This window comes from Micromonospora sp. NPDC000089 (genome assembly GCF_042899365.1).
Taxonomy (GTDB): Bacteria; Actinomycetota; Actinomycetes; order Mycobacteriales; family Micromonosporaceae; genus Micromonospora.
Map to the genome: position 1 here is coordinate 281,800 of NZ_JBIAZT010000002.1, position 22,536 is coordinate 304,335.

16 protein-coding genes are annotated in these 22,536 nt (G+C 73.5%); 10 read left to right on the forward strand and 6 right to left on the reverse strand.

All coding sequences use genetic code 11. From position 1 onward, the window contains the following. Nucleotides 1-7 precede the first annotated feature (7 nt). The 5 genes from ACFY3U_RS04755 to ACFY3U_RS04775 all read left to right on the forward strand — a co-directional run bounded on the left by ACFY3U_RS04755 (nt 8) and on the right by ACFY3U_RS04775 (nt 8,347). Entirely contained in the window at nt 8-433 is a 426-nt protein-coding gene (locus tag ACFY3U_RS04755) for a DUF350 domain-containing protein (protein WP_387194899.1), read from the forward strand. A gap of 30 nt (nt 434-463) precedes the next feature. Continuing rightward, a complete protein-coding gene (locus ACFY3U_RS04760; protein ID WP_387194902.1) occupies nt 464-1,156 on the forward strand; it encodes a helix-turn-helix transcriptional regulator in 693 nt (230 codons plus the stop codon). A 68-nt stretch (nt 1,157-1,224) separates the two neighbouring features. Beyond that, on the forward strand, nt 1,225-4,566 hold the full coding sequence (locus ACFY3U_RS04765; protein ID WP_387194905.1) for an NACHT domain-containing protein: 3,342 nt from the start codon (nt 1,225-1,227) through the stop codon (nt 4,564-4,566). Between the two features lie 100 nt (nt 4,567-4,666). Next, the gene (locus ACFY3U_RS04770; RefSeq protein ID WP_387194908.1) at nt 4,667-5,029 is read left to right on the forward strand and encodes a VOC family protein; all 363 of its coding nucleotides are present in this window, start codon (nt 4,667-4,669) and stop codon (nt 5,027-5,029) included. 246 nt (nt 5,030-5,275) lie between these two features. Further along, nucleotides 5,276-8,347 carry a carbohydrate binding domain-containing protein gene (locus ACFY3U_RS04775; protein WP_387194911.1) on the forward strand — a complete coding sequence of 1,024 codons (3,072 nt, stop codon included), beginning with the start codon at nt 5,276-5,278 and terminating at the stop codon, nt 8,345-8,347. An 89-nt stretch (nt 8,348-8,436) separates the two neighbouring features. Here ACFY3U_RS04775 and ACFY3U_RS04780 read toward each other — a convergent pair whose 3' ends face one another. The 3 genes from ACFY3U_RS04780 to ACFY3U_RS04790 form a co-directional block, all read right to left on the reverse strand. Continuing rightward, a complete protein-coding gene (locus ACFY3U_RS04780; RefSeq protein WP_387194914.1) occupies nt 8,437-8,907 on the reverse strand; it encodes a hypothetical protein in 471 nt (156 codons plus the stop codon). A 213-nt stretch (nt 8,908-9,120) separates the two neighbouring features. Beyond that, nucleotides 9,121-10,680, reverse strand: coding sequence for a metallophosphoesterase (locus tag ACFY3U_RS04785; RefSeq protein ID WP_387194918.1), 1,560 nt, complete (start codon nt 10,678-10,680; stop codon nt 9,121-9,123). Between the two features lie 172 nt (nt 10,681-10,852). Continuing rightward, nucleotides 10,853-11,779, reverse strand: a complete 927-nt coding sequence (locus ACFY3U_RS04790) for an LD-carboxypeptidase (RefSeq protein ID WP_387194921.1) — start codon at nt 11,777-11,779, stop codon at nt 10,853-10,855. Between the two features lie 72 nt (nt 11,780-11,851). Between ACFY3U_RS04790 and ACFY3U_RS04795 the strand changes: the two genes are divergently transcribed. From ACFY3U_RS04795 to mptB (ACFY3U_RS04810), 4 genes are read left to right on the forward strand one after another with little or no spacing between them, the layout of a single operon-like run. Continuing rightward, nucleotides 11,852-12,619, forward strand: coding sequence for a type 1 glutamine amidotransferase (locus ACFY3U_RS04795; RefSeq protein ID WP_387194924.1), 768 nt, complete (start codon nt 11,852-11,854; stop codon nt 12,617-12,619). 1 nt (nt 12,620) lies between these two features. Continuing rightward, complete coding sequence (locus ACFY3U_RS04800; RefSeq protein WP_387194927.1) at nt 12,621-15,782, forward strand: bifunctional [glutamine synthetase] adenylyltransferase/[glutamine synthetase]-adenylyl-L-tyrosine phosphorylase; 3,162 nt, start codon at nt 12,621-12,623, stop codon at nt 15,780-15,782. Between the two features lie 49 nt (nt 15,783-15,831). Then, nucleotides 15,832-17,247 carry a polyprenol phosphomannose-dependent alpha 1,6 mannosyltransferase MptB gene (mptB, locus tag ACFY3U_RS04805; protein WP_387194930.1) on the forward strand — a complete coding sequence of 472 codons (1,416 nt, stop codon included), beginning with the start codon at nt 15,832-15,834 and terminating at the stop codon, nt 17,245-17,247. Nucleotides 17,248-17,282: 35 nt separating this feature from the next. Then, nucleotides 17,283-18,776, forward strand: coding sequence for a polyprenol phosphomannose-dependent alpha 1,6 mannosyltransferase MptB (gene mptB, locus ACFY3U_RS04810; protein ID WP_387194933.1), 1,494 nt, complete (start codon nt 17,283-17,285; stop codon nt 18,774-18,776). 15 nt (nt 18,777-18,791) lie between these two features. Here the strand turns inward: mptB (ACFY3U_RS04810) and ACFY3U_RS04815 are convergent, their stop codons facing one another. Both ACFY3U_RS04815 and glnA read right to left on the reverse strand, forming a co-directional pair. Next, nucleotides 18,792-19,358, reverse strand: coding sequence for a dihydrofolate reductase family protein (locus tag ACFY3U_RS04815; RefSeq protein WP_387194936.1), 567 nt, complete (start codon nt 19,356-19,358; stop codon nt 18,792-18,794). A 206-nt stretch (nt 19,359-19,564) separates the two neighbouring features. Further along, nucleotides 19,565-20,989: a type I glutamate--ammonia ligase gene (gene glnA / locus ACFY3U_RS04820; protein ID WP_387194939.1), complete on the reverse strand. Its 1,425-nt coding sequence runs from the start codon at nt 20,987-20,989 to the stop codon at nt 19,565-19,567. 245 nt (nt 20,990-21,234) lie between these two features. Between glnA and ACFY3U_RS04825 the strand changes: the two genes are divergently transcribed. Beyond that, nucleotides 21,235-21,657 carry an RDD family protein gene (locus ACFY3U_RS04825; protein WP_387194942.1) on the forward strand — a complete coding sequence of 141 codons (423 nt, stop codon included), beginning with the start codon at nt 21,235-21,237 and terminating at the stop codon, nt 21,655-21,657. A gap of 98 nt (nt 21,658-21,755) precedes the next feature. Here the strand turns inward: ACFY3U_RS04825 and ACFY3U_RS04830 are convergent, their stop codons facing one another. After that, the gene (locus ACFY3U_RS04830; protein ID WP_387194945.1) at nt 21,756-22,445 is read right to left on the reverse strand and encodes a DUF4191 domain-containing protein; all 690 of its coding nucleotides are present in this window, start codon (nt 22,443-22,445) and stop codon (nt 21,756-21,758) included. Nucleotides 22,446-22,536 lie beyond the last annotated feature (91 nt).

Below are 22,536 nucleotides of genomic sequence, written 5' to 3' on the forward strand. Positions count from 1 at the left end.
GCCGTCGGTGCTGGAGGATCTGCTCACCGGAGCATGGCAGAGCGTCGTGTTCGGGGTCGTCGGGGTGGGGCTGCTGGCGGCCGGCTTCGTGCTGGTCGACCTGCTCACCCCCGGGAAGCTGCGGGAGCTGATCTGGGTGCGGCGCAACGGCAACGCCGCGCTGCTGCTCGCCGCGAACCAGCTCGGCATCGCCGGCATCGTCTTCACCGCGATCCTGACCAGCTACGACGACTTCGGCAAGGGGCTCGCCTCGACGGTGCTCTTCGGGCTGATCGGCCTGCTGATCATGGCGTTGGCGTTCTTCGTGCTGGACCTGCTGACCCCGGGCCGGCTGGGCGAGGTGATCTGCTCGGACCAGCCGCACCCGGCGGCCCGGGTGAGCGCGGCCACCCACTTCGGCGCCGCGCTGATCGTCTGCGCCTGCATCGCCTGAGCTGTCGTACCCCCGGGCTAGGTTCCGGGGGTGAACCGTACCGACCGGCTGTACGCCCTGGTGGAGGAGTTGCGGGCGGTGTCGCCCCGGCCGCGCAGCGCCAGCTGGCTGGCCCGGCGCTTCGAGGTGAGCACCCGCACCGTCGAGCGGGACATCGCCGCGCTCCAGCAGGCCGGGGTGCCGATCTGGGCCGAGCCGGGCCGCACCGGCGGTTACCGGGTCGACCGCTCGCGGACCCTGCCGCCGGTCAACCTGAGCCCCGGCGAGGCGGTGGCGATGGCCGTGGCGCTGCACCGCCTCGGCGGCACCCCGTTCGCCCCGGCCGCCGGTGCGGCGCTGCGCAAGCTGGTCGCCGTGATGCCGCCCGCCGACGTCGCCGAGGCGCACCGGCTCGCCGGCCGGGTGCACCTGGTCGGTGGCGGGCCGGCCGCGTCCGTCCCGGCCGCCGTCGCCGACGCGGTCACCGCGAGACGGGTGCTCCGCCTGGGGTACGCGGACCGCGCCGGCACGGTCTCGTCGCGGGACGTCGAGCCGCTCGGCTACCTCGGCAACTCCCGCCACTGGTACCTGGTGGCCTGGTGCCGGCTCCGCGACGAGGTCCGCTGCTTCCGCACCGACCGGATCGTCTCGGTGACGGCGTTGTCCGAGCGGGTGACCCGGGAGCTGGATCCCGCCGATCTGGACCTCCCACGCGAGCGGATGCGGGCGCTGAGCCTGGTCTGAAACCCGACAGCGTCGGCTCGCCGGATCGGGGATCCTGGCGGGTCTGCCGTCCCTGGGGAGGAACGCCGGTGTCCGACACGCTCAGCTACGCCGACGCGGTACGCCTGCTCGGCGGGGAGAAGAGCCGCTTCGTCGACTGGTTCGACCGGCTGACCGCCGTGGTGCCGGTGCCACCCCTGCTTGGTGTCCTCGACGTCAAGGCGTTCGTCAAGCTCGGGCACGAGCTGCTGCGCGGCGTCGCCGAGAAGCGGTCCGAGCTGTCCCGCTACGGGCGCACCCGGCGGCTGGAGGCGGCACACGCGGTGATCGTGGTGACCGCCTTCTTCGACGTCCTGGCCGAGTTCGACCTGCCGTTCGACCTGAGCGAAGCGCGGATCGTCAAGGCCGAGCAGCTGTCGCTGGCCGGTGCGGGCGCGGTCGACGCCCGGGCGCTGACCGACGCGTTCTTCTCGACGGCGGCGCCGGTGCCCGGTCCGCATCTGCCCTACACCGCGCTGCACGACGCGGTCACCGCCTTCTATGGCGACCTGGCGGACCGGCTCGCGCGGTTCCTGTCCGGATTGACGATGTGGGACCGCCTGACCCGGGAGCAGCAGGCGTTCCTGCGGTACCCGCCGCTCCCGATGATGGCGGCCGAGCGCTACGCGGACCTGCTCACCGAGTTGGCCGTCGACTTCCCCGAGGTGTCGTTCTGGCTCGGCCGGCACGAGCACGAGGCGACCAGGGAGCAGGTGCGCGGGCTGGCGGTGGGTTTCGTCGAGTTGCGCCGGGCCCTGGCGGAGCTCTCCACCGGGCGTGCCCCGGACGATCGACGCGCCGACCTGGCGCGTGCGTACGCCGCCGAGCTCGGCCGGCCGGTCATCTCGTCCGGCGACGTGCCCGCCGGGTTGACCGTGCCGACGCTGTGCGAGGCGTACGTTCCTCCGCTGTGCCGGATCGCGGAGCTGAACCCCGAGGCGCGACCCGGCGAGGAGACCTGGTGGGAGGGCCAGCCGGTACGCGACGACCTGTGGCAGGCGCTGGTCGTGCACCTCGCCTCGTCGCGGGCTGTCCGGGCGCCGCTGCTGGTGCTCGGGCAGCCCGGCTCGGGCAAGTCGGTGCTCACCCGGGTGGTCGCCGCCCAGCTGCCCGCTGCGGACTTCTTCGTGGTCCGGGTGGTGCTGCGCGATGTGTACGCGGCGGGTGAGCTCCAGGACCAGATCGAGCAGGCGGTCCGGCGGGACACCGGCGAGCGCACGGACTGGCCGGCGCTGTCCCGTGCCGCCGGTGACGCGCTGCCGGTGGTGCTCCTCGACGGCTTCGACGAACTGCTCCAGGCCACCGGGGTCAGCCAGACCGACTACCTCCGGCGGGTGGCGGCCTTCCAGCGGCGGGAGGCCGACCAGGGCCGACCGGTGGCGGTGGTGGTGACGAGCCGGACCAGCGTCGCGGACCGGGCCCAGCCGCCGCCCGACACGGTGGCGGTGCGGTTGGAGCCCTTCGACTACGCCCGGGTGTCCGCCTGGGTGCAGACCTGGAACCGGGTCAACGCCGGGGCGCTCCGGGCTCAGGGCGGCCGGCCGCTGGACCTGGCCACCGTGCTCCGCCACCGCGAGTTGGCCGAGCAGCCGTTGCTGTTGCTGATGCTGGCTCTCTACGACGCCGAGGGCAACGAGCTGGGCGGGGCGGGTGGGTTGCGCCGGGGCGAGCTGTACGAGCGGCTGCTGCGGCGGTTCGCCCGGCGCGAGGCGGTCAAACAGCGCGACGGGCTGCCGGAGGCGGAGCTCGACCGGGCGGTCGAAGCGGAGTTGCGCCGGCTGGCGGTGGTCGCCTTCGCCATGTTCAATCGGCGGGCCCAGTGGGTCACCGAGACCGAGCTGGACGCCGACCTCTCCGTCCTGCCGTTCGGCGAGTCGGCGACGGCCGGCGACCGGGCCGGTCTCCGGGTGCCGTTGCGGGCCGCCGAGGTGGTGCTGGGCCGGTTCTTCTTCATCCACCGGTCCCGGGCGTCGGTCGACGAACAGCGGCGCGAGACGTACGAGTTCCTGCACGCCACCTTCGGGGAGTACCTGGTCGCCCGGCTCACTGCACAGGTGGTCGAGGACATGGTGGCCCGGGAGGCGGCAACCAGCCTCTCCTGGGGTGGCGAACCGGTCGACGATGACCTCCTGCACGCGCTGCTCTCGTACGCGGTGCTGAGCACCCGGTCCACCGTCCTCGCCTTCCTCGCCGAACGGCTGGAGGAGCGCGACCACGCAGACCGGTACGCCTGGCGGAGGCTGCTGCTGCGACTGTTCCGCGCCGCCCCGTACCGGGTGGGCGTCGGGCGGTTCGACGACTACCGTCCTCGGCGACTGCCGGTGCCCGCCCGGTACGCCGCGTACGGGGCGAACCTGCTTCTGCTGGCGCTGGTCGGTGGGGGCGAGGTGGACGGGCGGGCGATGTTCCCCGAGTCGACCGACCCGGTGGCGCAGTGGCGCTCCCAGGTGGGGCTCTGGCGTTCGCAGCTCGACCCGGAGGAGTGGGACAGCCTCGGGGACGGGCTGGCGCTGGATCGCGGGCGTGACGGGAACGGTCGAAACGTCCTGGTGCGGTGGGGGGACCGTTTCGCCGCGCCGCCTGCCGTGGACCTGACCTGGACACATGGCGCGAGCTCCAGCGCGGTCGTGCCGCCGTGGTCAGACCGGCGGCTGGCCCGGCTGCGGCGGAGCACCCACCTGCTCTGCGATGCCGACCTGGACGTGTTGGCGCATACGCTGGAGCCCTTCTTCGACAAGCTGCCCACCGCGCTCGGTGCCTTCGCCGAGACCGAGCCGGGGGTTCTCCGGTCCCCGGCGCACACGCTGCTCGACGCCTGGCTGTTGCCACTGCGACCGGCGACCACAGCGGCGCGGAAGCTGGTCTACCTGCGCGCCGCCCGGGCCGCCGTTCAGGCTCGGCAGGTCGCGAAGTGGGATCGGTCGGCGTACCTGCGGCTGCTGGTCGAACGGCTGACCGGCGATCCGGACACACCCGCTCGTCTGGCCAGCGAGGTGTTGTTCTCCGGCGGTGCTGAGCTGTTCGGGGAGAGCGGCCATTTCCGGGCCGTCTTCCGGGGCGTCGCCGGGATGCTGGGCGTGGACGAGCGGGTCGACAGGCGACTGGCCGGGTTGGTGGAGGATCTGCTCGACGTCGAATTCCACGTACGCGACGGTGGGCCCGGCGAACAGCTCATCGAGGTGCTGGTGCCGGTGCGCGGCGAGACGCCGGACGCGCAGGCCGCCCTCGTGCTGGACGAGGAGGTGGTCGACGTGTTGGTGCGCCTGCACGAGTTGGAGGTCCGGACCATGAAGATCGCTCCTACCCTCGCGTCGGACTTTCTCGCCCGATACCGCAGGCGGCGGCCGGATCTGGTGGAGCGGATCAGCCCGCTCCGGCGTGGGCCCGGCTGAAATTCCCCGAAAACACCGACAGGACGGTGTCGCGGACGCCCCCGAGGCTGACTCCTGACGGCGTTGGCCACCCCGGCCGGTGCCACGACGAGGAGGCAGCATGTCCAGCACGCCCGTGACCTGGTTCGAGATCGGTTCCGACCGGCCCGACGAGGCCGAGCGTTTTTACACCGACCTGTTCGGCTGGGTCTTCGAGGTGCAGGGCGGGTCCTACCGGCAGACCGTGGCCGGCGGCGAGCAGGGGATCGGGGGCGCGATCCGGGCCCTCGACGCCGGTTTACCGACCTACGCGACCTTCTACGCCGAGGTGACCGACGTGGCGGAGACCTGCCGGCGCGCGGAGGTGGCGGGCGCCACGGTGCTGGTGCCGCCGAACACCACCCCGAGCGGGCTGGTGCAGGCCCGGCTGCGGGACCCGTTCGGCAACCTGCTGGGCGTCTTCACGCCGCCGGCCGCCGGCTGACGTCTTCCGGGTGCATCTGTTGCCACCCGTGCGGCAACAGATGCACCCCAACCGGACCGCAAGGTGTTTCCGCAGGTGCAAGCTCTTCCACCCCCTGTCGCTTCGGGGATTCTCCACCGTCGATTGTGAACCCCTGGTTTCGGGGGATTGAAGCTGGTAACTTCCTGGCACCGCAAGCCGCAAGTTCTTGCAAAGCCTTCATCCTTTTGCGCCCGTAGAGCGGGTGCGGGTGTCAGGAGAGCCGCCATGAGGCGTACCACGACCAGCATCCGACGCCGGTGGGGCGCGCTCGCGCTCGCCGCCGGCCTGACCGCGGGCCTGCTGCCGCTCACCGGGGCGGCGGCGGCCAACACGGTCACCGTCTACTACCAACCCCCGAGCGTGTGGGGCAGCTCGGTTGACATCCACTACGGCGTCGACGGCGCGGCCTGGACGCCGGTGCCGGGGGTCGCCATGGACACCGCCTGCACCGGCTGGCGGCGGCGCACCATCGACCTCGGCGCGGCCACCGGCCTCCAGGTCGTCTTCACCAACGGCACCGGCGTCTGGGACAACAACAACGGCGCGAACTACCGGCTCGGCACCGGCCCGGTGACCGTGGCCGCCGGCAAGATCGGCTCCGGCGACCCCTGCGCCACCGCGACCCCGTCACCGACCGCGAGCCCGTCGCCGAGCGGCAGCCCGTCGACCACCACGCCTCCGTCGCCGACCGGCAGCCCGTCGACCACGGCCGGGCCGGGCAGCACCGCCGAGGTGTTCTACCACCTGACCCCGCGCGGCTGGAGCGCCGCGAACCTGCACTACCGGCCCACCGGCGGCGCCTGGACCACCGCGCCGGGCGTCGCCATGACGGTCGCCTGCGCCGGCTGGGCGCGCAGGGTCGTCGACCTGGGCACCGCCGGTGGGCTGACCGCCGCGTTCAACGACAACGCCGGCAGCTGGGACAACAACAACGGCGCCGACTACACCCTCGGCGCCGGGCGGAGCACCGTCGACGGCGGCCGGATCACCGCCAACGCCGCCGACCCGTGCACGCCGGTCGGCCCCGACACCACGCCGCCGTCCGCGCCGGGCGGGCTGAGCGCCCGGGCGGACGGGCTCGCGGTCACCCTGACCTGGTCGGCCGCCACCGACGATCGGGGCGTCAGCGGGTACGAGCTGACCCGTACCGGGGGCGCCGCCGGGAGCACCACCGTCACCAGCACCACCACGTCGTACGTGGCGTACGACCTGTCGCCGGACACGGCGTACACCTGGACGGTGCGGGCGGTGGACGCGGCCGGTAACCGGTCGACGGCGAGTGCCCCCGCGACCGCCCGGACCTCGACGGCGCCCGCCGGCGGGTCCCCGCTCGGCGGCGACCCGCGCGAGGACAGCATCTACTTCGTGATGACCGCCCGCTTCGCCGACGGGGACCCCGGCAACGACCGGGGCGGCAGCCAGCACGTCGCGTCGGGCAACGCGGCGAACGACGACCCGATGTTCCGGGGCGACTTCAAGGGCCTGGTCGACAAGCTCGACTACATCAAGGGGCTGGGCTTCTCGGCCATCTGGATCACCCCGGTGGTGCTCAACCGCTCCGACTACGACTACCACGGCTACCACGGCTGGGACTTCTACCGGGTCGACCCGCGGCTGGAGAGCCCGGGCGCGTCCTACCAGGACCTGATCGACGCGGCACACGCCAAGGGCATCAAGATCTTCCAGGACGTCGTCTACAACCACAGCTCGCGCTGGGGCGCCAAGGGCCTGTTCACGCCGACCGTCTACGGCGTCCGCGACGACCAGTGGAAGTGGTACTACGACCAGCCGCAGGCCGGCCGGGAGTACGACCCGATGGTCGAGGCGACCGGGAACGACCCGGCGCTGACCCCGGCGCAGAACGCCAGGGCCAAGGGCCGGCCGTACGACGGCGACCTCTGGTCGTCCGCCGCGCCCACCGGCAACCGGTGCCTGAACTGGGGTACGCCCACCGGAGCGCGCAGCGCCGAGGGTTACACGATCTACAACTGCCAGTGGCCCACCCCGACCAGCAAGCTCTTCCCCGCCGACCTCTACCACCAGTGCTGGATCGGCAACTGGGAGGGCGAGGACGCGCGCAGCTGCTGGCTGCACGAGGACCTGGCGGACTTCAACACCGAGAACGCCACCGTGCAGCAGTACCTGATCAACGCGTACAACAGGTACATCGACATGGGGGTGGACGGCTTCCGGATCGACACCGCGGTGCACATCCCGCGGGTCACCTGGAACCGGCGTTTCCTGCCGGCCATCCGGCAGCACGCGGTGTCGAAGTTCGGTGCGAAGGGCAGGGACTTCTACGTCTTCGGCGAGGTCGCCGCGTTCGTCAACGACAAGTGGAACCGCGGCTCGGTCAACCACTCCGCGCAGTTCTACACCTGGGCCGAGCGCAAGGAGTACAGCCCGGACGACGTCCGGGCGGCGATCGAGCAGTACGACTACGAGCAGCTGCTCGGCCCGAACGGGCAGCCCACCACCGACAACGCCGTCCTGCGCGGCAATGACTACCACGCGCCGGACCACTCGAAGGCCTCCGGCATGAACGTCATCGACATGCGGATGCACATGAACTTCGGCGACGCCACGAACGCCTTCTTCAACGGGAAGGACTCCGACGACAGCTACAACGACGCGACGTACAACGCCGTCTACGTCGACAGCCACGACTACGGGCCGAACAAGTCCGCCACCCGGTACGCCGGCGGCACCGACGCGTGGGCGGAGAACATGAGCCTGATGTGGACGTTCCGCGGCATACCGACGCTCTACTACGGCTCGGAGATCGAGTTCCAGAAGGGGGCCCGGATCGACTGCGGGCCGACCTGCCCGCTCGCCACCACCGGCCGGGCGTACTACGGCGACCACCTGGCCGGCAGCGTCACCGCCACCGACTTCGGCGTGGTCGGCTCCGCCAGCGGCGCCGTGGCGGGCACGCTGGACCAGCCGCTGGTCAAGCACGTGCAGCGGCTGAACCGGATTCGCCGGGCCGTGCCGGCGCTGCAGAAGGGGCAGTACTCGACCGAGGGCGTCAGCGGCAACACGCTGGCCTTCAAGCGGCGCTGGACCGGCGGCGGGGTGGACAGCTTCGCGCTGGTCAGCATCTCCGGCGGAGCCACCTTCACCGGCGTGCCGAACGGGACGTACACCGACGCGGTCACCGGCGACGTGCGGGTGGTCGGCGACGGCACCCTCACCGCGACGGCCACCGGCAAGGGCAACCTGCGGGTCTACGTGCTGAGCCTGCCCGGCAACCCGGCGCCGGGGAAGGTCGGCGCGGACGGGCCGTACCTGAGGTGACGACGCGGCCCCGCCCTGGTGCGAGGGCGGGGCCGCGGGGAGCCCGGTCGCGGAGGAGAGAGAGTACGGCCGGGCCCGGCGGGGTCGGCTCAGTTGCCGGGCATACCCGGCATGCCGCGCATGCCGTGGTGGCCGCGGCCACCGCCACCGGCGGGGAAGACCCCGGCCTCGACGGCCTTGGTGATCGCGTCGGCCTGCTCCTGGGTCAGCTTGCCGTCCTTGACGGCCTGGTCCAGCCGAGACTTGAGCTGCGCCTGCCGCTCTTCGGCGGACGGCGGCTGCGGTCGGTCGGCCTGGCGCTGCTCGCGCAGCTTCTGCAGGGCGGCGGTCACCTTGTCGGCCGGCACGCCCAGCTCCTTGGCCAGCGCGTCGGCGAACTCCTGCTGCCGGTCGGCCTTCTGCTGCTGCCGGTCGGTGCCCTGGTCGCTGCTGCTGGCGCTCGGGCTCGGCGTGGCGGTGTTCTCCGCGAACGCCACCGTGGGGGCGGCGATCCCCACACCGAGTACCCCGGCGGCGGCCAGGCCGACCAGCAGGCGCTTCTTCGACATCGTGCGGGACATCAGTCCTCCAGCTCTGCGGTGGTGGTGCGATGACGTCACCGAGCGTGACCGACGAAGCTGGGCGAATCCCATCCCGAACCTGTCAGCCAGCTGGCAATCTCGCCCCGATCACCGCGCGCGGCCGAGCCGGGCGAGCCCGATCCGAGCGAGCCCGGCCAACGGATCAGCGGGGTGGGCCCGGAACGGTCCCGGCCCACCCCGCCGCGGGTGCGGTCAGACGCAGCCGACGAACTGCGTGCCGCTCAGGTTGCAGCTGGTGCCGGCCACCTGGTTGCCGGACTGGTTGAAGAAGCGCAGGTTCCAGGTGGTGCCGATGTCCCGCAGGACCGCGTAGCCGAAGGTCTGCAGGGTGATCAGGTTGCCCAGTGGGACACCGTCGACGTCCTTGCCGATCAGGTTGCTGTCCGTCCAGGTCTTCTGGTCGAGCTCGGTGCCGGAGTCGCCCACGGTGACCTGCGCCGGTCGCACGGGCGAGCTGCCGGCGGCGAAGTTGAGCATCTGGTAGAGGTGCACGTGGCCGGAGAGGATCAGCTTGATCCCCGGGTTGAACGTGCCGAGGGTGGTGCCCGTCACGGCCGCCTCGAGATCCTGGTCGATGTAGACCGGGTTCTGCAGGGTCGGGGTCTGCCCGACGACCGCCCAGATCGGGACGTGACTGAGCAGGAAGTTGTCCCCCGGCCGGACCAGGGTGCTGTTCACCCGCTCGAATTCGCCCCGGTAGATGGCCACCTGGTTCGCCGTCGAGCAGGTGGGTGGGGTCTGGTCGTCCCCGGCGCAGGACGTGTCGGTGAGCAGCAGGGTGAGGGCGCCCGCCCGGATCTGGACCGGAGCGCTGTAGTCCTGCGGGTTCGCGCCGGTGCACGCGGTCGTGCTGAGCGTGGGGGCCAGGTACCGGAACCAGACCTCGCCGGAGCGGCCGCAGGTCTCGTGGTTGCCGCGGACGAAGACGAACGGCGCCCGTTCCAGCAGCGCCGCGGCCGGCGCCAGGAAGTCGGCGACCAGGCAGCCCCAGGTGCGCGAGTTGTTCGGGCTGGAACCCGGTTGGCCGCAGAGCGGCGCGGGCTGGCGGCTGATCTGCGCCCGGTAGATGTAGTCACCGGTGTGCACCACCAGGTTCGGCGGGACCGGGCTCGTCGCCGCGTTGGTCGCGACGGTCTGCAGCGGCCAGGTCGTGGGCGTGTTGGTGCAGATCTGCTGGGGGAAGGGGGCGGGCGGGATCCGGCACCCGGTGTCCCCGATCTCGGCGATGTTGGTGGGCCGGTTGGTGGTCGCTCCCGGCTGGGTCCAGTTGGGCAGCGGAACGAATCCGTTGACGTTCGGGCCCACCGGGACCCCCGGGCTGGTCGCCTTGTCGATCTGTGCGGAGGTGGCCTCGTTCGGCACCAGGCGGGTGCAGACCGTGGCGTCGGTGGGGTACGTCGTCACCCGGCTGGCCAGCACCATCGGGCGCCGTACCGAGTTCGTGCCCGTGGTGACCACCAGGACCGGGCAGGTGGGGGCGGGCGTGACGAACCGGACCTGGGTGCCGTCCGGGGTGAGCTGGGTCCACGCCCAGGCCTGCAGGGGAGCTCCCAGCCCCGGCGGTGGGGTCGGGGACGGGGTGGGCGACGGCGGCGGCTGGGGCGTGGGCGGGCGGGGGTGCCAACCGTGGTCGCCGGCGACCGGTCCGCCGTCGTCCGCCCGGGCCAGCGGCACCTGCTGGGCGAGGCTGACGGCCGCCGCGGCCACCAGGCCGGCCGCCACCGCGAGTCGTACCGCGTTCCGACGCTTCATCTGACCCTCCGCACTGACGACGATCCGGCCGTTTCCTGAGCTTGTGTCGGGTATGACATGTCAGGGACGGTACTGACCCGTCTTCACGTTTCGGGGGTTTATGAGCCCTTTTCGCTTGGGTGGGTGCCGCATCCGTACGCCACCGCCGCGCGGACCGCGGGCGCGCGGACCGTCAGCGGACCGCCGGCGCGACGGTCAGCGTGCCGGCGTCCGCGTCGAGGACGGCGCGCGGGCCGACCGGGACGGTCAGCTGGCCCGGGCCGTGACCGATCGGCAGGCCACCCAGCACCGGTACGCCCAGGTCACCCAGCCGGTCGGTGAGCACGTCGACGATCGTGGTGTCCCAGTCGTCGGCGCACTCGGTGAACTGGCCCACCGCCACCCCGGCGATCCGGTCCAGCGCGCCGCACCGGCGCAGGTGGGTAAGCATCCGGTCGACCTTGTACGGCGGCTCCTGCACCTCCTCCACCAGCAGCACCGCGCCGGTCAGGTCCGGCATGTCGCCGGTGCCGATCGAGGCGGTGATCAGGCAGAGGTTGCCGCCGAGCAGCGGGCCCTCCGCCCGCCCCGGCACCCGTACCCCGGCGGTCTCCTCGGCGGCCGCCGCCACCACCACCGGTTCGGTGGTGGTCAGCGCCGCGTGCAGCGACTCCGCCGAGCGCAACGGGGTGCGCTCGTCCCGCCAGGCGACGCCCGGCCCGTGCACCGAGGCCAGCCGGGCGCCCCGCCAGAGCGCGAACTGCAGCGCGGTGATGTCGGAGAACCCGGCCACCACCTTCGGGTCGCGCCGGACGACGTCCATGTCGATCAGGTCGACCACCCGCTGCGCCCCGTAGCCGCCCCGGGTGCAGAGCACCCCGCGCACCTCGGGATCGGCGAACGCGGTGTTCAGGTCGGCGGCGCGCAGCTCGTCGCCGCCGGCCAGATAGCCCTGCCGGGCGTACGCGTTCGGGGCGGCCACCGGCCGCAGCCCCCAGCCGGTCAGCAGCTCGATCCCGCGGGCCACCCGTTCCGGGCGGGTCGGGCCGGACGGCGACACCAGCATGACGGTGTCGCCGGGGCGCAGGGCCGCAGGGCGCAGGCAGTCGTCGGTGGGCACCTGCGCGAGCCTAGCGGCCACCGCACCGAGCCGGACCGGTCGTGGTCGGACCCACCGGCTAGCCTCGACGGCGTGGCGACCGCGCTGGTGATCGAGAACGACCCGACCGACGACCTCCGCCGGCTGGGGGAGTGGCTGACCGAGGGTGGTCTGGAGCTGTGCGTGCTCCGCCCGCACGCCGGTGACGCGCTCCCCGCCGACCTCGACGGGTACGCCGCCCTGGTGGTGCTCGGCGGCGAGCAGCAGGCGTATCCGCGACCCGACGGCACGCCCGGCGCGCCCTGGTTCCCGGCGCTGGAGGGGCTGCTGCGCAAGGCGGTCCGACACCGGGTGCCGACCCTCGGCGTCTGCCTCGGCGCGCAGCTGCTGGCCACCGCGCACGCCGGCCTGGTCGAGCGCAGCCCGTCCGGCCCCGAGGTCGGCCCCGGCGTGGTGGGCAGGCGGGACGCGGCCGAGGTCGACCCGCTTTTCCGCTACGTGCCGCTGATCCCGGACGTGCTCCAGTGGCACTCCGACGAGATCACCGAGCTGCCCCGGGCGGCCACCCTGCTGGCCGCCTCGACCCGCTACCCGCACCAGGCGTTCCGGCTCGGCGACCGGGCCTGGGGGCTGCAGTTCCACATCGAGTGCGACACCGCGATGATCGCCGACTGGGCCCGCGGCTCCGAGCTGCTGGCCGAGCTGGGCTACGACGAGGAGCTGGTGGTCGCGGCCTGCGACCGGGTGATGGCCGACGTCGAGGAGGTCTGGCAGCCGTTCGCCGTCCGGTTCGCCGCGCTCGCCCTCGGCGAGTTGGGCGACGATCCCACCCGGCGCAGCCTGCCGCTGCTCGGGCAGTGAGATGACCAGACCGGCCAGGGGACGCCTCGCCCGGTACGGCTTCGCCGAGGCCGCCGACGGCCCCCGCGCGGAAGACCTGCTCGGGCCGGACGGCCTCGGCCTGTGGCGCCCGGCCGAGCAGGAGCCCGCCGGCGAGCCGGCGGCCGAGCTGCTGGCCGCGCTCTCCCGGGCCGCCGACCCCGACCTGGCGGTGCGCCAACTGCACCGCCTGGTCGAGGCGGAACACCGCGCCGCCGGCGGCCGGGCGGTCCCGTCGACCGGCGACCGGCCGGCCGGAACCGCTGAGCCGGCCGGGAACGGCGCTGGGCCGGCCGGAACCGCTGGGCCGGCCGGAACCGCTGGGCCGGCCGGGAACGGTGGCCGCGCCGGGGCCGGGGCGGAGGACCGGCCGTCCGCGCTGCTCGGCGCACTACACGCCGACCCGGGGCTGCGCCGGCGGGTGGTGGCCGTGCTCGGCGCCTCGGCCGCGCTGGGCGATCACCTGGTGGCCAACCCGGGCCAGTGGACGGTGCTGTGCACCGCCCCGGACGGGCTGGCGCCGACCGCCGACGGCCGGCTCGAGCTGGCCCTGGCCGGGCGGCTGACCGCGTCGAAGCAGCCGGTGGCGGTGCTGCGGCAGGCGTACCGGCTGGCGTTGCTGCGGATCGCGGCGGCCGACCTGACCGGCGGGCGCGGCCTGGAGCAGACCATGGCCGCGCTCTCGGCGCTGGCCGACGCCACCCTGGGCGCGGCGTACCGGATCGCCGTCGACGAGCTGCCCGAGGGCACCGCCGAGCCGCGGCTGGGCGTGGTGGCGATGGGCAAGTGCGGCGGCAACGAGCTGAACTACGTCTCCGACGTGGACGTCATCTTCGTGGCCGCGGAGGACGACGACCTGGCCGCGGCCACCACCGTCGCCACCCGGCTGATCCACATCTGCGGGCTGGTCGCCTGGCCGGTCGACGCGGCGCTGCGCCCGGAGGGCAACCGCGGCCCGCTGGTGCGCACCCTGGCCAGTCACCTCGCCTACTACCGTCGCTGGGCGCGCACCTGGGAGTTCCAGGCGCTGCTCAAGGCCCGCCCGGCCGCCGGCGACCTGACCCTCGCCCAGGAGTGGATCGACGCGCTCGCGCCGCTGGTGTGGACGGCCGCCGAGCGACCCGAGGCGGTGCAGGACGTCCGGGCTATGCGCCGCAAGATCATCGACAGCATCCCGGCGAAGGAGTTGGAACGCGAGATCAAGCGCGGCTCCGGCGGGCTGCGCGACATCGAGTTCGCGGTGCAGCTGCTGCAGCTGGTGCACGGCCGCGGCGACGAGGGGTTGCGCGCGCCGGGCACGCTGCCGGCGCTGCGCGCGCTGGTCGCCGGCGGCTACGTGGGCCGGGCCGACGGCGAGGCGCTGCTGCGCGGCTACCGCTTTCTGCGCGCCGTCGAGCACCGGCTGCAACTGCAGGGCCTGCGCCGCACCCACACCGTGCCGGCCGAGCCGGCCGCGCTGCGCTGGCTGGCCGCCGCGCTCGGCTACACCGCCGCGCCGGGCCGCAGCGCCGTCGAGGCGTTCCGCGCCGACTGGGTCGCGCACGCCACCGAGGTACGCCGGCTGCACGCCAAGCTGCTGTACCGGCCGCTGCTGGAGTCGGTGGCCCGGGTGCCCGCCGACGGGTTGCGGCTCACCCCGCAGGCGGCCCGCCACCGGCTGGAGATCCTCGGCTTCGCCGACCCGGCCGGGGCGCTGCGGCACCTCCAGGCGCTCACCGGCGGGGTGAGCCGGACGGCGGCCATCCAGCGCACCCTGCTGCCGGTGCTGCTGAGCGAGTTCGCCGACGCGCCCGAGCCGGACCGCGGCCTGCTGAACTACCGGCAGGTCTCCGACAAGCTCGGCGGCACCCCGTGGTACCTGCGGCTGTTGCGGGACGAGGGGCCGGTGGCCCGCCGGTTGGCCCGGGTGCTGTCGTCGTCCCGGTACGCCGCCGACCTGCTCGCCCGGGAGCCGGAGGCGCTGCGGCTGCTGGCCGAGGAGAGCGAGCTGACGCCGCGTGCCCGGGAGGTGCTCGGCGCCGGGTTCGCCGCGGCGGCCGCCCGCTACCCGGAGCCGGAGCAGGCCACCCGGGCGGTCCGCGCGCTGCGCCGCCGGGAGCTGGTCCGGATCTCCTGCGCCGACCTGCTCAGCCGGGCCGGCGGGCTGGCCCCGCGCCCGGACCGCGGCTCACCGGCCGCCGCGCTGGCCGACATCACCGCGGTGGGCACCGCGCTGGCCGACGTCACCGACGCCACCCTGGCGGCCGCGCTGCGCGCAGCCCGGGCCGCCCAGCCGGGGCCGCCCGGGCTGCGCTTCGCGGTGATCGGCATGGGCCGGCTCGGCGGGTACGAGTCGAACTACCTCTCCGACGCCGACGTGCTCTTCGTCCACGACGCCCCGGCCGGGCTGGCCGAGGGCGCGGCCAGCGCCGCCGCCCACGCGATCGCCGAGGAGCTGCGCCGGCTGCTCGGCATGCCCGCCCCCGACCCGCCGCTGGGCGTCGACGCCGACCTGCGCCCGGAGGGTCGGCAGGGCCCGCTGGTGCGCAGCCTCGCCGCGTACGCCCAGTACTACGCCCGCTGGTCGCGGGTCTGGGAGGCGCAGGCGCTGCTGCGGGCCCGGTTCGTCTGCGGCGACGCCGACCTGGGCGCCGAGTTCGAGGCGATGGTCGACCCGGTGCGCTACCCGGCCGGCGGGCTGACCCGCGAGCAGGTGGTGGAGATCCGCCGGATCAAGGCGCGGGTGGAGCACGAGCGGCTGCCCCGCGGCGCCGACCCGGCCACCCACACCAAGCTCGGGCGGGGTGGCCTGGCCGACGTGGAGTGGGCGGTGCAGCTGCTCCAACTGCGGCACGCCGGCGAGCTGCCGGCGCTGCGCGGCACGCGTACCCTCGACGCCCTCGCGGCCGCCCGGGACGCCGGCCTGGTCGACCCGACGGACGCCGCCGAGATGGCCGCCGGGTGGACGCTGGCCGCGCAGGTCCGCAACGCGCTGATGCTGGTCCGCGGCCGGGCCGGCGACCAGCTGCCCCGGCACGGGGTGGAGCTGGCCGGGGTGGTCCGGCTGCTCGGCCGGGACGACCCGGGCGAGTTCCTCGACGAGTACCTGCGCACCGCCCGCCGGTCCCGCGCCGCGATGGAACGGGTGCTCGACGCCGACGGCTGAGCCCGGGCACGCCTGCCCACCTCGGCGCGGCGTCCGCACTACTGGCAGCATGTCGGACGTGTCTCACCACCTCTCCCGCTGGATCGGACTGACCGGCTCGGCGGTGCTGGCCGTGACCGGGTTCCTGGGCGGCGTGCTGCCCGGCGCACCGCTGGACGCCGACCCGGTGGCCGTCTGGCAGGGCCGGTTCGGGCCGCTGGTCATCGGGTTGTGGTTTCTCGGGCTCGGGCTGATGGCGTGGGCCTGGTGGACGCTGCGCGACCGGGTGCCGTCGGCCCGTTGGGCCCTGGTCACCGCCGGGCTCTGGCTGCTCCCGCTGCTGGTCGCGCCGCCGCTGGCCAGCCGGGACGCCTACGCGTACGCCTGCCAGGGGGCGAGCTTCTCGGCCGGGATCAACCCGTACGAGCAGGGGGTCTCGGCGCTGCCGTGCCCGTGGCTGGACACCATCTCGTTCATCTGGCGGGACACCCCGGCGCCGTACGGGCCGCTGTTCGTGGTGCTCGCCGGGGCGATCGTGAAGGCGACCGGCTCGCTGGCGGGCAGCATCGTGCTGTTCCGGTTGCTGGCGGTCGCCGGGGTGGCGCTCACCGCGGCCTGCCTGCCGGTGCTGGCCCGCCGCTGCGGAGTGCCGGTCGAGCGGGCGATCTGGCTGGCGCTGGCCTCCCCGCTGGTCGGCGTGCACCTGGTCGCCGGGGCGCACAACGACGCGCTGATGATCGGCCTGCTGGTCGCCGGGCTGGCCGTGGTGGCGTCCCGGCCGGGCCGCCGCTGGCCGCTGCTGGCCGGCGGGGTGCTGCTCGGGCTGGCCGCGGGGATCAAGGTGACCGCGCTGGTGGTGGTGCCGTTCGCCGCGCTGGCCGCGATGGCCGGGCCGTACTCGATCAGGACCCTGCTGCGCGACGGCGGCCCGGTGGTCGGCGGCGCGCTGGCCGCGTTAGTCGCGGTGACCGCCGCGGCGGGCCTCGACTTCGGCTGGATCGGCGGCCTGGAGCAGGGCAGCCTGGTGATCGCCTGGACGTCACCGCCGACCGCGGTCGGGCAGACCGCCGGGTACGTGGCGGTGCTGTTCGGCGCGCACATCAACGCGGTGCCGGTGACCCGGGCGATCGGCGTGCTGGTGCTGGCGGTGCTGCTGGTCTGGCTGTGGTGGCGGGCCCGCACCCGTGACCCGCTCTGGCACGCCGGGTTGGCGCTGGCCGCCACGGTGGCGCTGGCCCCGCTCTACCACCCCTGGTACTGGACCTGGCCGCTGGTGCTGCTGGCCGCCACCGCCCGCCGGGACACCCGCTGGTTCGCCCTGGTCGCGCTGGTGTCGTCGTTCCTGGTGCTGGCGAACGGCACCGGCCTGGCCAAGTACTCCAAGATGCCCGGCGCGCCGCTGATGACGCTGTTGGTGATCGTGGTGACGGTCCGCTTGGTACGGTCGGCCCGGGCGGCCCGCCGGCCGGTTCCCGCCGACGCATGACCGCCCGCTCCACGTCGGGCGGGGAGGGGTGGCCGGTGACCGAGCCCGCCCCACCGACCGCGCCCGCCGCACCGACCGACCGCCGTGCCCGCCTCGCCCGGTACGTCGGGCTGGCCGGCGCCGTCCTGCTGACCGTGACCGGTTGGCTCGGCGGGGCGCTGCCGCACGCCCCGCTCACCGGCCCGTGGCTGGACCGCAACGGCCCCTGGACGCTGGTCTGCTGGCTGGCCGGCACCGGGCTGATGGTGGGCGCCTGGTGGGCGCTGCGCCGGGGCGTCCCGTCGACCCGCTGGGCGTACCTCACGGCGGGGCTGTGGCTGCTGCCGCTGCTCGCCGCGCCGCCGCTGTCCAGCCGGGACGTCTACTCGTACGCCTGCCAGGGCTGGTCGTACGCGCACGGCAGTGACCCGTACGCCGTCGGGGTGGCCGCCGCGGGCTGCCCGTGGCTGGAGTCGGTGGCGCCGATGTGGCGGGACACCCCGGCCCCGTACGGCCCGTTCTTCGTGCTGCTCGCCGCGCTGGCCGCCACGGTCGGCGGCGGCCTGGTCGGCACGCTGCTGGTGCTGCGGCTGTTCGCCCTGGCCGGGGTGCTGCTGGCCGGGCTCTGCCTGCCGGGGCTGGCCCGGGCCGGCGGGGTGCCGACCAGCCGGGCGGCCTGGCTGGCGCTGGCCAGCCCGCTGGTCGGCGTGCACCTGGTGGCCGGCGCACACAACGACGCGGTGATGCTCGGGCTGCTGCTGCTCGCCCTGCTGGTGCTGGTGCGACTGCCCGGCAAGCCGCGGGCGCTGCTGGTGGCGGGCGTGCTGCTCGGGCTGGCCGTCTCGGTCAAGGCGACCGCCGTGGTGGTACTGCCGTTCGCCGCGCTGGCCGCGGTGCTCGGCCGGTACACCTGGCGGGCGCTGGCGCGCGACGGCGGCCTGCTGGCGGCCGGGGTGCTGGTCACCCTGGCGGCCACCTCGGCGCTGTCCGGCCTGGGGCTGGGTTGGGTGGCCGGGCTGGCCCGCAGCGGCGACTCGCAGCAGTGGACCTCACCGCCGACCGCGGTCGGCTTCGTCGTGAACTACGTCGGCGCGTCGGCCGGCCGGCACCCGGGCGCGGTGCCGGCCGCCCGGGCGGTGGCGCTGGTGCTGCTGGTGGTGCTGCTGGCGGTGCTCTGGTGGCGGGCCTGGACGGCGCTGCGCGGGCTGAACGACGTGCCGCAGCGGGTCCGCCGGATCGAGGCCGCCCGGCCCCGGGTCGCGCTGTTCGGGGCCGGTGCCGCGCTGGCCGCGACGGTGGCCCTGGCCCCGGTGTTCCACCCCTGGTATGCCACCTGGCCGCTGGCGGTGCTGGCCGTCTCGGCCCGGCGTACCACCTGGTTCGTGCTGCCGGCCGCGGTGGCGGCCTTCCTGACCCTGCCGGACGGCACCACGGTGGCCCGCTACGCCAAGGCGCCCGGGGCGATCGCGATGACCGCGCTGCTGGTGGCGCTGGCCTGGTGGGCGGCCCGCCGGGCCAGGGCCCGCCGAATCGAGGCCCGGGCGCGCTGACCCGGCGCTGCCGCCTCAGTGACCGAGCGGGCGGTAGCGCAGGAGCAGGACGCCGTTGCCGAACCGGCGCTCGTCGAGGAGCGTGAAGTCGGTGCGTACGCCGGTGGGCAGCCCGGGCTTGCCGCCGCCGACGGCGGTGGGCCAGACGAGCAACTGGCACTCGTCCACCAGCCCGGCCTGGATGGCCTGCGCCGCCAGGTTGGCGCCGCCGATGGTGAGGTCGCTCTCGGCCGTCTCCTTCAGGCGTCGTACGGCGTCGGGGTCGAAGCGGCGCTCCAGGCCGGTGTCGGCGGTCGACACCGAGCTGAGGGTGGTGGAGTAGACGATCTTGTCCGCCGCCTGCCAGACGCGTGCGAACTCGGCCATCAGGTCGGACTGCGCGGCCAGTGCGGGGTCGGTCTCCCAGAGCGCCATCGACTCGTACAGGCGCCGGCCGTAGAGGAAGGTGCCGACCGACCGCAGGAGGTCGGTGGTGAACGTGAACACCTCGTCGTCGAGCGGGCCGAAGTCGAAGGCCCCCTTCTCATCCTCGATGTAGCCGTCGATCGACACGTTGTTCACGTAGATCAGTTTTGCCGCCATGCCGCTACCTCCCGGTGCGCGTGGGAACCGATGGGAATGTCATCCTCCCGTTCCACGAACGACTCGGACCGGATCCGACACCATCCCGGGAGAGAGTTCCACGGGAACGGCGGCTGCTCGTCGACGGCGCGCCCGGTCGACACGAAAACGGCGGCCACGCCGGCTGGGAGCCGGGCGTGACCGCCGTCCGTGGGCCTTGATCTGCCTCAGCAGTCGAAGTACATCGCGAACTCGTGCGGGGTCGGCCGCAGGCGGACCGGGTCGACCTCGTTGGCGCGCTTCCAGTCGACCCAGGTGGAGATCAGGTCGGGGGTGAAGACGCCGCCGTCGAGCAGGTAGTCGTGGTCGGCCTCCAGCGAGTCGAGCACGGCCGGCAGCGAGCCCGGCACCTGCTTGACGTCGCCCCACTCCTCCGGCGGGAGGTCGTACAGGTCCTTGTCGATCGGCGCCGGCGGCTCGATCTTGCTCTTGATGCCGTCCAGGCCGGCCATCATCATCGCCGAGAAGGCGAGGTAGACGTTCGCCGACGGGTCCGGCACCCGGAACTCGACCCGCTTGGCCTTCGGGTCGCTGCCGGTCACCGGGATGCGGGTGCAGGCGGACCGGTTGCGCTGCGAGTAGACCAGGTTGACCGGCGCCTCGAAGCCCGGCACCAGCCGGCGGTACGAGTTGACCGTCGGGTTGGTGAAGGCCAGCAGCGACGGGGCGTGGTGCAGCAGGCCACCGATGTACCACCGGGCGGTGTCCGACAGGCCGGCGTACCCGGTCTCGTCGTAGAACAGCGGCTCGCCGTTCAGCCAGAGGCTCTGGTGGGTGTGCATGCCGGAGCCGTTGTCACCGAAGAGCGGCTTGGGCATGAACGTGGCGGTCTTGCCGTTGGCCCACGCCTCGTTCTTCACGATGTACTTGAACAGCTGGAGCTGGTCGCCGGCGTGCAGCAGGGTGGAGAACCTGTAGTTGATCTCCGACTGGCCGGCGGTGCCCACCTCGTGGTGCGACCGCTCGACGGTGAAGCCGCTGTCGACCAGCCGGCGCACGATCCCGTCGCGCAGGTCGGCGTAGTGGTCGACCGGCGGCACCGGGAAGTAGCCGCCCTTGTACGCGGTCTTGTAGCCGCGGTTGCCGCCCGCCTCCTCGCGGCCGGTGTTCCAGGCGCCCTCGATCGAGTCGATGTAGTAGAACGACTGGTGCGCCGAGGTCTCGTGGCGGATCGAGTCGAAGATGTAGAACTCCGCCTCGGCGCCGAAGTACGCGGTGTCGGCGATGCCGCTCGCCGCCAGGTAGGCCTCGGCCTTCTTCGCCACGTTCCGCGGGTCGCGCGAGTACGCCTCGCGGGTGAACGGGTCGTGGACGAAGAAGTTCAGTGCGAGGGTCTTCTGCGCGCGGAACGGGTCGAGGAAAGCGGTGGCGACGTCCGGGAGCAGGAGCATGTCCGACTCGTGGATCGACTGGAAGCCTCGGATCGACGAGCCGTCGAACGCGAGGCCGTCGGTGAAGAGGTCGTCGTTGACGGACTCGACCGGGATGTTGAAGTGCTGCATCACCCCGGGCAGGTCGCAGAAACGCACGTCGACGAACTTCACGTCCTCGTTCTTGAGGTATCGCAGGAGTTCCTCGGGATTGGCAAACACACGTCCTCCTGGCACGTCCACTCCGGTGGCTGGGCTCTGGCGACGGTATGACCGTGGGGTTGCCCGGCCATGTCTCCTATGTTTCTGCCGTGTTACGTCGCTCGCGGAGCGTCAGCTGCCCCGCTCGGTGCCATCCGGATCTCGGTGGGACGATACCCGTTGAGGCTGTTGATGGCTAATTGATGGTTTTAGCCCGATTCCTCGCTGGACGCCGAACCACGTCGGCCATCGGGCGCTGACTACCCTTGAGCACCGTGACCACCCCGTACGCCGCGGCGCCGGTGCCGCCCGCCGCCGACCCGTCCTTCGCCCCGCCGAGCCTCGGTCGCCGGTTCGGCGCCCTGGTGATCGACTGGGTGCTCTGCCTGCTCGTCGCCCGCGGCTTCGCCGACCCCGTCCGGGACGGCTGGGCGCCGGTGCTGGTGCTCGTCCTGGAGTACGGCTTCTTCCTCGGCCTGTTCGCCCAGACCCCGGGCATGTACATCACCAAGGTTCGCTGCGTGAACTGGACCGACGGTGGGCGGCTCGGCGTGCCCCGGGCGCTGCTGCGCGGCCTGCTGCTCGCCCTGGTGTTGCCCGCCCTGATCATGGACGGCCACCGCCGTGGCCTGCACGACCGGCTCGCCGACTCGGTGATCACCGACGCCGCCCGCAGCCCCCGCCCCTGACCGAGCGAGCACCCCGCGCTCCATACGGAGAGAGCCGGGGCGTACGGAAAGAGCCGGGCCCGTGCGTCGGGACCGGCTCTTCGCGTACGTCGGGAGGGTCAGCGGCCCCGCGACTGGCGGAACGAGCGGCCCGGTGGCCGCATGTTCTTCGGGATCGCGCCCTTGGGCATCTGCGGGCGGGCGGTGAGCGCCTTGAGCCGCTTGTCGAGCGCGTTGACGTCCTTGCCGTTGAGGGTGCGCGGCAGCCGCATCAGGGTGGTCCGCAGCTTGCGGATCGGCAGCTCGCCCTCGCCCTGGCCGATCACGTAGTCGTGCAGCGGCGCCGAGCCGATCACCTTGGCCAGCCGGCGCTTCTCCTGGCCGAGCAGGCCGCGGACCCGCTGCCCGTTGCCCTCGGCCAGCAGGATCACGCCGGGCCGGCCGATGACCAGGTGCACCATGTCCATCTGCGTGGTGGAGCTGACCGCCGGGGTGACCCGCCAGTCGCCGCGCATGCTCTCCATGATCTGGGCCGCCGCGCCGGGCTGCCCCTCGGCGGCGTTCATCATCGCCTTGTTGGACCGCAGGTTCAGCACGATCAGCACGGCGAGCAGGGTGAGCAGGATGCCGATCGGCAGCCAGATCCAGCCCCAGAGGATCACCGCGACCACGGTGAGCGCGAGCGGGATCAGCACCGCGGCCGCGGTCAGCGGCGCGAACCACCTGTCCTGCTTGGCGGTGAACCGGAACACCATCCCGATCTGCTTCAGCCGCTGGCCGAACGAGACCTTCTCCTGGGGCTTTGCCATGTCCCAGAGTCTAGTGGTCCCCACTCGGGCGGATGATCCCCGGCCGGCTCAGCACCCAACGGCCGCCGAACGGCCGGTTTCCGTACGCCGG

Bases quoted from the DNA above. Each gene is read 5' to 3' on its own strand.
- ACFY3U_RS04770 (WP_387194908.1), top strand. From the start codon at position 4,667: ATGTCCAGCACGCCCGTGACCTGGTTCGAGATCGGTTCCGACCGGCCC.
- ACFY3U_RS04775 (WP_387194911.1), top strand. From the start codon at position 5,276: ATGAGGCGTACCACGACCAGCATCCGACGCCGGTGGGGCGCGCTCGCG.
- ACFY3U_RS04780 (WP_387194914.1), bottom strand. From the start codon at position 8,907: ATGTCCCGCACGATGTCGAAGAAGCGCCTGCTGGTCGGCCTGGCCGCC.
- ACFY3U_RS04785 (WP_387194918.1), bottom strand. From the start codon at position 10,680: ATGAAGCGTCGGAACGCGGTACGACTCGCGGTGGCGGCCGGCCTGGTG.
- ACFY3U_RS04800 (WP_387194927.1), top strand. From the start codon at position 12,621: ATGACCAGACCGGCCAGGGGACGCCTCGCCCGGTACGGCTTCGCCGAG.
- mptB (WP_387194930.1), top strand. From the start codon at position 15,832: ATGTCGGACGTGTCTCACCACCTCTCCCGCTGGATCGGACTGACCGGC.
- ACFY3U_RS04815 (WP_387194936.1), bottom strand. From the start codon at position 19,358: ATGGCGGCAAAACTGATCTACGTGAACAACGTGTCGATCGACGGCTAC.
- ACFY3U_RS04830 (WP_387194945.1), bottom strand. From the start codon at position 22,445: ATGGCAAAGCCCCAGGAGAAGGTCTCGTTCGGCCAGCGGCTGAAGCAG.